Origin of the sequence: Mycobacterium sp. 1245111.1 (assembly GCF_001673405.1) — a bacterium.
Taxonomy (GTDB): Bacteria; Actinomycetota; Actinomycetes; order Mycobacteriales; family Mycobacteriaceae; genus Mycobacterium.
The window spans coordinates 23,956-35,953 of sequence record NZ_LZLV01000129.1; the positions used below are offsets into that span (position 1 = coordinate 23,956).

12 protein-coding genes are annotated in these 11,998 nt (G+C 66.9%); 4 read left to right on the forward strand and 8 right to left on the reverse strand.

The features are described 5' to 3' along the window. The first annotated feature begins 24 nt into the window (after positions 1–24). Positions 25–1,242 carry an NAD(P)/FAD-dependent oxidoreductase gene (locus A5658_RS20395; RefSeq protein WP_231997392.1) on the forward strand — a complete coding sequence of 406 codons (1,218 nt, stop codon included), beginning with the start codon at positions 25–27 and terminating at the stop codon, positions 1,240–1,242. After that, the gene (locus A5658_RS20400) at positions 1,200–2,540 is read left to right on the forward strand and encodes an FAD-binding oxidoreductase (RefSeq protein ID WP_067339439.1); all 1,341 of its coding nucleotides are present in this window, start codon (positions 1,200–1,202) and stop codon (positions 2,538–2,540) included. The genes A5658_RS20395 and A5658_RS20400 overlap by 43 nt, the downstream gene beginning before the upstream one ends. 1 nt (position 2,541) lies before the next feature. On the opposite strand, the gene A5658_RS20405 is transcribed toward A5658_RS20400, so the two are convergent. The 7 genes from A5658_RS20405 to secY form a co-directional block, all read right to left on the reverse strand. Then, complete coding sequence (locus A5658_RS20405) at positions 2,542–3,276, reverse strand: anti-sigma factor (protein WP_082993314.1); 735 nt, start codon at positions 3,274–3,276, stop codon at positions 2,542–2,544. A 70-nt stretch (positions 3,277–3,346) separates the two neighbouring features. After that, positions 3,347–3,877 (reverse strand): sigma-70 family RNA polymerase sigma factor, encoded by a 531-nt coding sequence (locus A5658_RS20410; protein WP_082993315.1) that lies wholly within the window; start codon positions 3,875–3,877, stop codon positions 3,347–3,349. Between the two features lie 76 nt (positions 3,878–3,953). After that, on the reverse strand, positions 3,954–5,582 hold the full coding sequence (locus A5658_RS20415) for a carotenoid oxygenase family protein (RefSeq protein ID WP_082993316.1): 1,629 nt from the start codon (positions 5,580–5,582) through the stop codon (positions 3,954–3,956). Next, a complete protein-coding gene (locus A5658_RS20420; RefSeq protein ID WP_067339444.1) occupies positions 5,579–6,115 on the reverse strand; it encodes a sigma-70 family RNA polymerase sigma factor in 537 nt (178 codons plus the stop codon). Before A5658_RS20420 ends, A5658_RS20415 begins: the two co-directional genes overlap by 4 nt. Positions 6,116–6,179: 64 nt before the next feature. Next, complete coding sequence (map, locus tag A5658_RS20425) at positions 6,180–6,980, reverse strand: type I methionyl aminopeptidase (protein ID WP_067339447.1); 801 nt, start codon at positions 6,978–6,980, stop codon at positions 6,180–6,182. A gap of 2 nt (positions 6,981–6,982) precedes the next feature. Next, complete coding sequence (locus tag A5658_RS20430) at positions 6,983–7,528, reverse strand: adenylate kinase (protein ID WP_067339449.1); 546 nt, start codon at positions 7,526–7,528, stop codon at positions 6,983–6,985. Further along, a complete protein-coding gene (secY, locus tag A5658_RS20435; RefSeq protein WP_067339451.1) occupies positions 7,525–8,850 on the reverse strand; it encodes a preprotein translocase subunit SecY in 1,326 nt (441 codons plus the stop codon). The genes A5658_RS20430 and secY overlap by 4 nt, the downstream gene beginning before the upstream one ends. A gap of 312 nt (positions 8,851–9,162) precedes the next feature. Between secY and A5658_RS20440 the strand changes: the two genes are divergently transcribed. Together A5658_RS20440 and A5658_RS20445 are read left to right on the forward strand one after the other, a co-directional pair. Next, positions 9,163–10,080 carry a class I SAM-dependent methyltransferase gene (locus A5658_RS20440; RefSeq protein ID WP_067339452.1) on the forward strand — a complete coding sequence of 306 codons (918 nt, stop codon included), beginning with the start codon at positions 9,163–9,165 and terminating at the stop codon, positions 10,078–10,080. Positions 10,081–10,089: 9 nt separating this feature from the next. Beyond that, complete coding sequence (locus tag A5658_RS20445; RefSeq protein WP_067339453.1) at positions 10,090–11,010, forward strand: class I SAM-dependent methyltransferase; 921 nt, start codon at positions 10,090–10,092, stop codon at positions 11,008–11,010. Here A5658_RS20445 and A5658_RS20450 read toward each other — a convergent pair. Beyond that, positions 11,002–11,998: FGGY-family carbohydrate kinase (locus A5658_RS20450; protein WP_067339454.1), on the reverse strand; the 997-nt coding region annotated here is incomplete at its 5' end. The two genes, A5658_RS20445 and A5658_RS20450, sit on opposite strands and share 9 nt — an antisense overlap.

Sequence of the window (11,998 nt, forward strand, 5' to 3'; positions counted from 1 at the left end):
AATTTCGGTTCAACACCGTTGCCGGTGAACCAGGTGGCGCCGGGAAACGTGTTACCTCCCGTGCAGGACGTCATCGTGGTGGGCGCCGGGCCGGCCGGCCTGGCCGTCGCCCGTGAACTCAGACATCGTCACTCGATTTCAGCGCTGGTCATCGAGAAGTCCGCCGCTCCCGCGGTGTCGTGGCGCAACCGCTACGACAATTTCCGTCTGAACACCAACGGTTTTCTGTCGCATCTTCCCGGGCAACGGATTCCACTGCGCTCGGGTCGCTGGCCGACCAGGGAGGACATGGTCGGGTACTTCGACAGCTACGTGCGTCGACAGAACATCACGCTCGCGCTGGGCTGCGAGGTCAACCGGATCGACCGGACACGCGAGGGCTGGCGGGCGGACACCTCGCGGGGCGACATCTGCGCGCCCGCGATCGTGCTGGCCACCGGCCGCTACCGCACCCCCGCCATCCCGCCCTGGCCAGGACTGAGCGGTTTCACCGGCGAGGTGGTGCACTCGGCCGACTTTCGTAATGCGTGGCCGTTCCGCGGCCGCAAGGTACTGGTGGTGGGCGCGGGTAATTCGGCCGCCGACATCGCGGTGCAGTTGTCCGACAACGGCGCCGACCAGGTCTGGCTGGCGGTGCGCACACCGCCGCATCTGGTCCGCCGGGCCATCGGCCCGATACCGTCGGACATCTTCCTGGAGTTGTTCGCCCGGGTGCCCGCATGGTTGGTCGATCCGGTGATCGCGCGACTCAATCGCCTTCTGCTAGGCGACCTTTCGCCCTACGGCTTCGGTCGCCCGCCGCTCGGGTTGAAGGCGACCGTGGAAAGCCGGGGTCGCATTCCGACGCTGGCCGACGAGCTCGTCAGCCGGGTGCGAGCCGGCCGGGTCGACGTGGTGGCCGCGGTCTCCGCCGTCGAGCGCGACCGGGTGGTCCTGGCCGACGGCACCGGCATCACCCCCGACGTGATCATGGCGGCCACCGGGTTCGACCCTGACCTCAGCGGTCTGGTCGGCCATCTCGACGTTCTCGACGACCACGGCAATCCGCGCGGCGGCTTCTCCTCCGATCTCGGTGGCGGGATGTTCGCGATCGGTCACGGCATTCCGCCCAACGGCCCGCTGCGGGCGATCCGGCTGGCGGCGACGCCGTTAGCCGCTCAGATCGCGAACTATCTGGCGACCACAACAAAGGACGAGCAATGGCACTACTCACCGCAAAGCGGTTCTTCCACCGCGGTGTAGACGGATATGAGGCAGCACGCCGCGAAACGGTGTGGAATGCCATTCTGCCGCAACGCTTTCCCGACGTGATCGTGCAGGCCTGCGACGTCGACGATGTGGTCGCGGCGATCCGCTATGCGCGCGCGCAGGGCTACCGGGTCGGCGTCCGGTCCGGCGGACACAGCTGGACGGCAAGCCACCTGCGTGACGGCGGGATGCTGCTCGACGTCAGCCGGCTTGACCACTGCGGCATCGACGCCGATGCTATGGTCGCCGACGCCGGGCCGGGCGTGATCGCCAGCGCCTTCGCGACCGCCCTCGACGCGCGCGGTCTGTTCTTCCCGTCGGGCCATTGCGAAGGCATCCGCCTCGGCGGGTACCTGCTGCAGGGCGGGTACGGGTGGAACAGCAAGGTCGTCGGCCCGGCATGCGAAAGCGTGCTGGGCTTGGAGGTGGTCACCGCCGAGGGCGACAAGATTTACTGCGACCCGAAGCACCATCCCGACCTGTACTGGGCCGCCCGCGGCAGCGGACCGGGATTCTTCGGTGTGGTCACGTCTTTCACCCTGCGACTGCACCCACGCCCGCCGGTGCTGGGCACCTGCTTGTACATGTATCCGATCGAGGTTGCCGACGAGGTGTTCAGTTGGGCCCGCTCGATCAGTGCCGAGGTCGACGACCGGGTCGAGCTGCAAGTCCTCACCTCACGCAATGCCCCAGAAGTCGGGCCCGATGTACCCACCATCGCGATCGCGTCGCCGGTGTTCGCCGACTCCGACGACGAGGCAGCCAACGCCCTCGCGATCCTTGGCACGTGCCCGGTGATCGACCGGGCGATCGCCAACCTTGCGTACATGCCCACGACTCTGGCCAACTGGTACTCGGCGGTGATGATGAAATACCCTGCGGCCCACCGGTATAGCGTCGACAACATGTTCACCTCGGCGTCGGCCGAGGAACTGCTGCCGGGCATTCGCGGGATCATCGATTCGCTGCCGCCGCACCCGTCGCATTTCGTGTTCGCCGGCTGGAAGCCGTCAGCGACGCGCGCCGAGATGGTGTACGGCGTCGAGGACGAGATCTACCTAGGGCTTTACACCGCCTGGAGCGATCCGGCCGACGACGCACGCTACGGCGATTGGGCCCGTTCCAACATGGCGGCGATGTCGCATCTGGCGACCGGCATCTCGCTGGCCGACGAGAACCTCGCCCGACGCCCGGCCACCTTCATCACCGAGCCGAACATGGCTCGGCTGGACCGGGTGCGCGCCGCCTACGATCCCGACGAAATGTTCCACAGCTGGATGGAAAGCCGCTAACTCAGAGCGAACGCTGCAGCAGTACCTGTCCGTTGTCGGCGGAGACCACCTGCACCTGCGAAATCTGGTCGACCGGCGTCGACGTAGCGCCCGCCAGCTTCGCGGTGTGGCCCGGGTCGGCGATCCACGTGGCCAACTGGGTGTGGGTGCCGTCGCGGCCCACCACCACCATCGCCAGCTTGTCGTGGTGGGCTGTCACCGGGGCCAGGCAGACGCAGTTGAGGTCGATGTAGGTGCCCCACTGCTGGCTGCTCAGCGCGACCGTCGAGGCCAGCGCCTTGGTGCCGACCTGGTCCATCTCCAGCGCGACCACACTGGCCTGCGGTGGCGTCGAGGCCGGCCGATGCGAACCGACACCGAGGAAGAGACCGACCGCCAGCAGCACGGCCGCGGCGGCTCCCGATGCCCACGTCGCCATCCGGACCCGGCGCCGACGGCGGCGCACTTCGGTCATCAACGACGGGAGCAGGTTCGGCGGTTGTTCGAGATGGTCGTCGGCATCCATCGCGGCGACCACGCCGCCGTCGAGCTTGGAGAGCAGCGCCGGCATGCCGCTGAGTTCGGCGACGGTCTGGCTGCACAGCGGGCAGACGCTCAGGTGCGCCTCGAATTCCCGCCGGTCGGCGGGCGACAGCGACCCGAGCACATAGGCCGCGTCCCAGGTCGCGTACTCGTGGATGTCACCGGTGGGCACGTCACTGTCACCGGGCTGGCCGAAACCGCCGATAACCCTCATCGTGACTCCCCAATTGCTGACATGAACAGGTATTCGTAGTGGTGAGCGGCCCGGATGGGGGCAAGATTCGTCATCTTGTCACCCCCATCTCCTGCAGAGTGAGTCGCAAGGCCCGCACCGCGTAGTGTAACCGCGATTTGACCGTGCCTTCGGCTATGTCGAGGTCAGCGGCGATCTGTGCGGTGCTCCAGCCCCGGTAGTAGGACCGCTCGATCACGGCGCGATGGTCGACCGACATCTGCGCCATGGCGTCGCCGATCAGCAACCGGTCCAGCGCCAAGTCGACCTCGTCGGGGGTCGACCGTTCCGGCACACCCGAGTCATCCAGCGAGCCAACGACATTGCGGAATTTGGGGCTACGTCGTTCGTCGATGATCATGTTGCGCGCGACGGTGAAAAGCCATGCGCGCGCCGAACGTTCGGTGTCGCCGACCACTTCGGGATGTTGCCAGGCCCGCAGCAGCGTCTCCTGGACCACATCCTCGGCGCGGGCCGCGTCGCTGGTCAGCCGGAGCGCATAGCGCCACAACGGCGCTGCGTGCTCGTCATAGAGCGCCTTCATCAGTGCGGCCTCGTCATCCGCACCCTTGAGCCGGCTCACCCGATCACCTCCTGATCAGTGATACGAGCGCCGCGCCTGTCCAGTTCAACCTGGGAATTCAGCATCGTGGCCTCGGTCAGTCCGCGATCCAGTTGCCGTGGAATCCATGTGGCACCCGGCGTGGCATTCGGATGCGGGCCACCGGCTCACCTTCGAAGTCCGAGGCGTCGATGATGACCAGATCGCTGCTGTCGGTGGCCGGCTCGTAGACATATGTCAGATACCAGCCGGCGAGTTCGTCGGGCCGCCCGCCCGCGGGCGCGAACACCGCCTCGCCCGGCATACCGGCCACCTCGCCGCGGCCGGCGAATCGATGCTCGACCGCGGTATCGCAGCGCAGGTCGTAACGGATCAGCGCGCCGCTGCCGACCGCGACGGCGTGCCGCGCCGCGGTGCCGGCCAGCCGGTCGTCGACGCGCGGGAACTCCACGCCGCGGTCGTCGAGCTGCGTCTCCTCGACGACACCGGTGTCCAGGTTGATCGTCCAGCGCCACAGGGCCGCGTCGGCACCGAAATTGCTGTTCTTGCGCCACATTTCGTCATATCTGAGCACCTCGAGCACGATTGCATCGCGTCCGGAGTCATAGGCGTTGGCGATGTGGAACACGAAGCAGGGGTCGATGTCGAACCACCGCAGCTGGCCGTACGGGTCGTCGCGGCGCAACACCCCGAGGCGCGCCGGATACTGGTCGTCCCAGCGGTACGGCAGGTCTCGCTCGTAGGGCCGGGTAAGCGCTACACCGATGTCGAACAGCAGCGGCAGATCCATGAAGACCACGTACTGCGCGGTCAGCGCGAAATCGTGCATCAGCGTCAGCGCGGGCACGTCGATGGGACGACTCACCGTCAACTGGCCGTCGGTGTCGGCACGGTAATAGCTGACGTGCGGCTCGAAGATGTTGCCGCACCCGAAGAAGTGCAATTCGCCGGTCGTCGGGCAGATCTTCGGATGAGCGGTCATCGAATCGGTCAAGGCACCGTCGAAGTCGTGCACGCCCAACGTTTTCAAGTCGTTGCTGATCTCGTAGGGGAGCGAGAACTCCATCAACGCCAGGGTCTTTCCGGCATGCCGGACGACATGGGTGTTGGCGATGCTGGAGTGCAGGTTTCGGCTGCCGTCGTCTTTGTACAGCGGCGCCGGGCGCTCGAAGCTCTCGGTGCGTACCCAACGGTTGCGATACCACGCGGCACGACCGTTCTCCAACCGGACACCGTGCACCATTCCGTCGCCGACGCACCAATGACCCTCGCCCGCACGCGGATTGGGGCCGTTGCGCAGATACCAGCCGTTGAGTTCGGCAGGAATGCGACCCACGACCGGCAGATCGAATTCCGTCAACTCGTCGTGGATGGGGGCGTAGTTGCCGGTGCGGAAAATCGGGAACACGGTTTGCGGCTCGACGACGGGCGCCGCCACACGCTGCACGCTGTCCGCCGCGGCGGCCATTCGCTGGTCGGCCCTCGCCAACAGCCCCGGCAGCAGATCGGGGCATGGCGGCACCGCCACATTGTCGTCGACCAACGACAGCAACGGCGCGAGGACGGCCAGCTCGGCAACCGCATCCTGGCACGGGACACAACCGGAGAGATGCCTCTCGTATTCGCGGCAGTCAGAATCCGAGAGCGAACCCAATACGTATGCGGCGTCCCATGTTTCGTACTCGTGCGCTCCCCCCGGCACGTTCCCGTTCCGGTATTCCGTCATTGCGTCACACCCATCTCCACCAAGGCCTGACGCAGTGCCCGCAGCGCGTAATGCAGCCGCGACTTCACCGTGCCCTCGGCGATCCCGAGATCGGCGGCGATCTGCGCGGTGGTCCAGCCCTGGTAGTAGGACCGTCCAACCACCGCCCGGTGTTCCGCGGACAGCTGCGCCATCGCATCGCCGATCAAGGCCCGGTTGAGGGTGGCCCCCGCCTCGTCGAAGTGCGCAGCGGTTCCGGACGGTTCCGGCGGGCCGGAGCCGTCCGCCGGAATCACCTCGTGGCGGAATCGGGCACTGCGTCGGTCGTCTATGACCATGTTTCTGGCAACGGTGAACAGCCACGCACGCGGGGACTGTCCGTTGTTCAGGACGTGCGGGTGTTGCCAGGCCCGAAGCAAGGTTTCTTGCACTACGTCCTCGGCGTGGGCATGATCGCCGGTCAGCCGCCACGCATAGCGCCACAGAGCCGCGGCGTGTTCGTCGCACAGCCGCTCCAAGGCGTTCGCATCCGCGCCGGTGCCAGGTATGTCCATCACCAGCCTCTCGGTGGTGACACGGTGCAGCTACCGGTTTGGTTCACCGCCGCCGCAGACGACGTCAGCCGAGGGTCAGGATGCGGGGTCCATCTTCCGTGGCAGCCACCGTGTGCTCCCAGTGTGCCGCGCGCGAGCCGTCGGCGGTAGTGACCGTCCATTGGTCGTCGAGAACGGTAGTTCTGCGAGTTCCCAGGGTCAGCATCGGCTCGATCGCCAGCACCGACCCAGGCGCCAGCAGCGGGCCACGCCCGGGAGCGCCTTCGTTGGGCAGAAATGGGTCCATGTGCATTTGCCTGCCGATGCCGTGCCCGCCGTACCCCTCGACGATGCCGAACTTGCGTCCGTAACGGGCTTCGGCGGCATGGGTGGCAGTTTCGATGGCGTGGGAGACGTCGGTCAGGCGATTACCCGGGATCATGGCGGCGATCCCCGCCTCCATCGACTCCTTGGTGGCCTGCGACAGCAATTCGTCGGCGGGGATGAGCGGGCCGACACCGAAAGTGATGGCGGCGTCGCCGTGCCAGCCGTCCAGGATCGCGCCGCAGTCGACCGACACCAGATCGCCGGCCGCGAGTTCCTCGGTCGTCGACGGGATGCCGTGCACCACACGGTCATTGACCGACGAGCAGATCGAGGCGGGGTAGCCGTGGTAGCCCAGGAATGACGGCGTCGCACCGGCGTCGCGAATTACCGACTCGGCGATCTGGTCGAGGTCGTGTGTCGTGGCTCCGGGAACCGCGGCCGCCCGCGCCGCGGCGAGCGCGGCGGCGACCACGGCGCCGGCCGCCGCCATCGCGTCGAGTTCGGCCGCACTGCGCTGGGGTACCACCTTGCGACTGCGCAGGCCGGCCAGGCCGATCACCGCTACTTCCCGAGGGCTTGCAGGGCCCGCGCGAATACCTCGTCGATCGAGCCGACGGCGTCGACGGTTTTCAGCTCGCTGCTGTAGTACTCGATCAGCGGGGCGGTCTCGTCGCGGTAGATGTTCATCCGGTTGTGGATCACTTCGTCGGTGTCGTCGGCGCGGCCCCGCGATTTGAGCCGCTCGAACAACACCTCCTCGGGCACCCGCAGCTCCAGCACGACGTCAAGCGCGGTCCCGCGGCGCTCGAGCATGTCGTGCAGCGCCTTGGCCTGCGCCACCGAACGCGGGTAACCGTCGAGGATGAATCCGACGTTCGTGTCGGGTTTGCTCAGCCGGTCGTCGACGAGCTCGTTGGTCAGCTCGGAGGGCACCAGGTCGCCGGCATCCAGGTAGCGCTTGGCTTTCAAGCCCAACTCGGTGCCATTGCCGATGTTCTCCCGGAAGAGGTCTCCGGTGGACAGGTGTGGGAGTTCGAGTTTCTCGGCCAGCTTGACGGCCTGCGTGCCCTTGCCTGCTCCGGGGGGCCCGAGCAACACAACCCTCACTTCAGGAACCCTTCGTAATTGCGTTGCATGAGCTGACTTTCGATCTGCTTCACCGTATCCAACCCGACACCGATAGCGATCAGCACGGCGGTGCCACCGAACGGCAGGTTCTGCACCGTGCTGCCACTACCGATCTTCAGGAAGAGGTTGGGCAGCACCGCGATGACACCGAGGTAGATCGAGCCCGGCAGCGTGATCCTGCTCAGCACGTAGCGCAGGTAGTCGGCGGTCGGCTTGCCCGGCCGGATACCGGGGATGAAGCCACCGAACTTCTTCATCTCGTCGGCACGCTCGTCGGGATTGAACGTGATCGAGACGTAGAAGTACGTGAAGAAGATGATCAACCCGAAGTAGATGGCGATGTAGACCGGGCTGGCCGGGTTCGACAAGTAGTTGCCGACGAACTTGTCCCACCAGCTGTTGCCCACGCCACCGGTGCCGCTACGGACCAGCTGGGTGATCAGATGCGGGATATAGATCAGCGAGGACGCGAAAATCACCGGGATAACACCGGCCTGGTTGACCTTCAGCGGCAAATACGTCGACGTGCCGCCGTACATCCGCCGGCCCACCATGCGCTTGGCGTACTGCACCGGGATACGGCGCTGGCCCTGCTCCACGAACACCACGCCGACGACGATGATCAGCGCCGCGACACAGACCGTCGTGAACGTCACCCCGCCGCGGCTGTCCAGAATGCTCTTGCCCTCGCCCGGGATTCGGGCGGCGATGCCGGCGAAGATCAACAGCGACATGCCGTTGCCAATGCCTCGTTCGGTGACCAGCTCACCCATCCACATCACCAACGCCGCCCCCGCCGTCATCACCAGCACGATGACGACCAGCGTGAAGATGCTCTGGTTGGCGATGATGTCCAGGTTGCAGCCCTGCAGCAGGCCACCGTTGGCGGCCAGCGCGACGATGCTGGTGGCCTGCAGGATGGCCAGCGCAATCGCCAGGTAGCGGGTGTACTGCGTCATCTTGGCCTGGCCCGCCTGGCCTTCTTTACGCAGTTCTTCGAACCGCGGAATGACCACGGTGAGCAGCTGCACGATGATGCTGGCGGTGATGTAGGGCATCACCCCGACCGCGAACACGGTCAGCTGGAGCAGGGCGCCACCGGAGAACAGGTTGATCAGCGAGTAGATCTGCGCCGAGTCCCCACCGCTGATCTGCGCGATGCACTTCTGGACGTTGGGGTAGTTGACTCCGGGCGACGGTATCGTCGCCCCCAATCGGTAGAGCATGACGATGAACAGCGTGACCAGGATCTTGCGTCTGAGGTCGGCTGTTCGCAGCGATGAGATGAAAGCCGAAAGCACTCTTCCTCCTGCGCAGCCGGTCTTTGGTCGCGGCATGCCGACGGGGCTGGTTCGACCAGCATCTAAACGGTCTCGTGGTCCTGCGTCGCGCGCCGAGCACATGCAGGCAGGACGTGTCCTGGCGCGCGTCAGACAGTCTACGAGACTAACAGCGCATGAAGCGCCGGCCCGACAATGGGTGGGACTGCGGCGACCCCGGCGGGCAGGAGCGTTCCAAGCCCGCACACAGCGACAAGGCGTAAAGTTTCACTAGCTCTTTACCTTGGCTAAATATCAAACGACTACAGCTGAGTGTGGACGGAAAGGGTGAGTATGACGACTCGCAGCGATACCGATACCTGGGACCTGGCCTCCAGTGTGGGCGCCACGGCGACGATGGTCGCGGCGGCCCGGGCGCTGGCCACCGCAGACGCCGACCCGATCATCAACGACCCCTTCGCCGCGCCGTTGGTGCGCGCAGTGGGCATCGAGTTCTTCACCCGGGTGGTCGACGGGGACATCGACCCCGCCGACGCCGGCGAAACCGGCTCCGCTGAACTGCAGACTGAAACCGACTCGCTGGCGGTGCGCACCAAGTTCTTCGACGACTTCTTCACCGGCGCCGCCGCGGCGGGCATCCGCCAGTCGGTGATCCTGGCAGCCGGCCTGGACTCGCGGGCCTACCGGCTGGACTGGCCAGCCGGCAGCGTGGTCTACGAGGTCGACCAACCAGAGGTCGTCACGTTCAAGACCGACACCATGGCGAGCCTGGGCGCCGAACCGACGGCGCAGCGCCGCACGGTCAGCATCGACCTGCGCGACGATTGGCCGACGGCATTGCGCGAGAGCGGTTTCGACCCCACCCAGCCGTCGGCGTGGAGCGCCGAGGGGCTGCTTATGTACCTGCCGCCGGAAGCCCAGGACCGGCTCTTCGACCACATCACCGCGCTCAGCGCACCTGGCAGCCGGATTGCCACCGAATACCACCCGGACAACGGTCTCTCGATGGCCGAGCGGGGCAAGGCGATGAACGACCGGTGGGCCAACATCGGCTGCGACGTCGACCTGTCCGGCCTGTTCTACGAGGGTGAGCGAAACAACGTCACCGACTACCTCACCGAGCGTGGCTGGGACGTGGTCGCCCGCAACCGTCGCGACCTGTTCGGCGAGTACGGCCGCGTCTACCCAAACCATGACGAACGACTCGCCGCGTTCCGAAACATCATGTCCGTCATCGCAACTCGACGATAGGAGGCTCCCATGTCCGCAAACGACACCATTCGGCACGACGGGGACAGCTGGGATCTGGCGTCCAGCGTGGGCGCTACCGCGACCGCGGTGGCCGCTCGTCGCGCGATGGCATCCAAGGGGCCTAACCCACTGATCGACGATCCCTTCGCCGAACCGTTGGTCCGGGCGGTCGGCGTCGAGGCGTTCGTCAAGCTGATCGACGGCGAGATCGAGCTCGGTGACGACGATCCGGCCTTCACCGCACAGCGACTGGCCGAGGGCATGGCGGTCCGGACCCGGTTCTTCGACAACTTCTTCACTGAAGCCGCCAAAGCCGGTGTGCGCCAAGCCGTCATCCTGGCCGCCGGTCTCGATACCCGTGCCTATCGGCTGCCGTGGCCGTCGGGCACCACCGTGTTCGAGGTCGACCAGCCGCAGGTCATCGAATTCAAAAGCCGCACGCTGGCCGACCTGGGTGCGGCTCCGACCGCCGACCGCAAGGCGGTGGCTGTCGATCTTCGCGACGACTGGGCTGGGGCGTTGTGCGACAACGGATTCAACTCGCAGCGTCCGACGGCCTGGATCGCCGAAGGGCTCTTGGGCTATCTGCCGCCCGACGCGCAGGACCGGCTGTTCGACACCATCACCACGCTCAGTTTCAGCGGCAGCCGGATCGGCGCCGGCTACGTCCCGGACATCCACGGTCGAATCACCAAGCAAGGCAATCAGATCAGCGAGCACTGGCGCAAGCTCGGGCTGAACCTCAACCTGTCCGAGCTGGTCTACGACGGCGAGCGCAATGACGCCGTGGAGTATCTGGCCGAGCGTGGTTGGCAGACCACCACGAACACCACCCGGGAGCTGTACGCCGCCAACGGTTTCGAGTTTCCCGACGCCAGTTCACTCGAGCGATTGGGCGACATCCGGTACGTCTCGGCCGAGCTACCGTAGCGCGGCCAGCTCCAGGAATCGCTGGTAGCGGTCCTGCACCGGAGCTATCCACGCCGGACTCGGGTCGACGGTGCGTTCGACGGCCGCCCAGCGGGCCGCGTCGGTGATCGCCGATTCGCTGCCCACCGCCATCCGGGCCAGGAAAGCCGCGCCCAGTGCCGCTCCCTCGGCCACCCCGGACACCTGCACCGGCCTGCCGGTGGCGTCGGCGATCGCCTGCATCCACGGCGGCACCCGAGTGCCGCCGCCGGCGACCACGATTCGCGACACGTCCGCCCCGCTCAGGTCGATCAGTTGGCGCACAACGAATCCCGAGGCCTCGTAGGCGGCCCGCCGTAGTGCGGCCGCGTCGTGGCTGAGGTCCAGGCCGTCGAGCTGCCCACGCCGATCGGGGTCGTGTAGCGGGGCGCGCTCGCCGCGCAGATACGGCGACCACACCGGCACCCGTCGCGGGTCGGCAGCGGCCGGGTCCCCCGGCGCCAGCACGCGGTCGACCCAGCCGAGGAACAGTCCACCGGCGTTACTCGCGCCACCGATCTGGCTCGCCCCGGTCATGGTGGGGATCGTCCACAGTCCCGGTACCTGTCGCGCGTCGGGAATCGTCACCCACACGATCAACGTGGTGCCGCACAGCACCAGAACGTCGCCGACGTCGTTGGCGCCGGAGACCATCTGTTCGCACACCGCGTCAATCGCGCCGACCCCCAACACGGCCTGGCCCGCTTGCCCGACGGCCGCGCCCGGCGCCGCCACCGCGGGCATCTGCGCCTCGGTCGCGCCGCGCTCCGCGCAGGCCGCCGCGTTCCAGCCGTCGCCGTCGAACAACGGTGACGCGGTGAACGCGGTGGGAAAGTCGACCACTGCCTCGCCGGCCAGGGCGTGGTTGGCCACCGCCGGGGCCGGCCAGTAGCCGGCGGCCTGCGCGGAGCGCGGCGCGACCGAGGCGCAGATGCCCGCGGTGGCGGCGCCGGGCGCGGCCGTCGGGCCT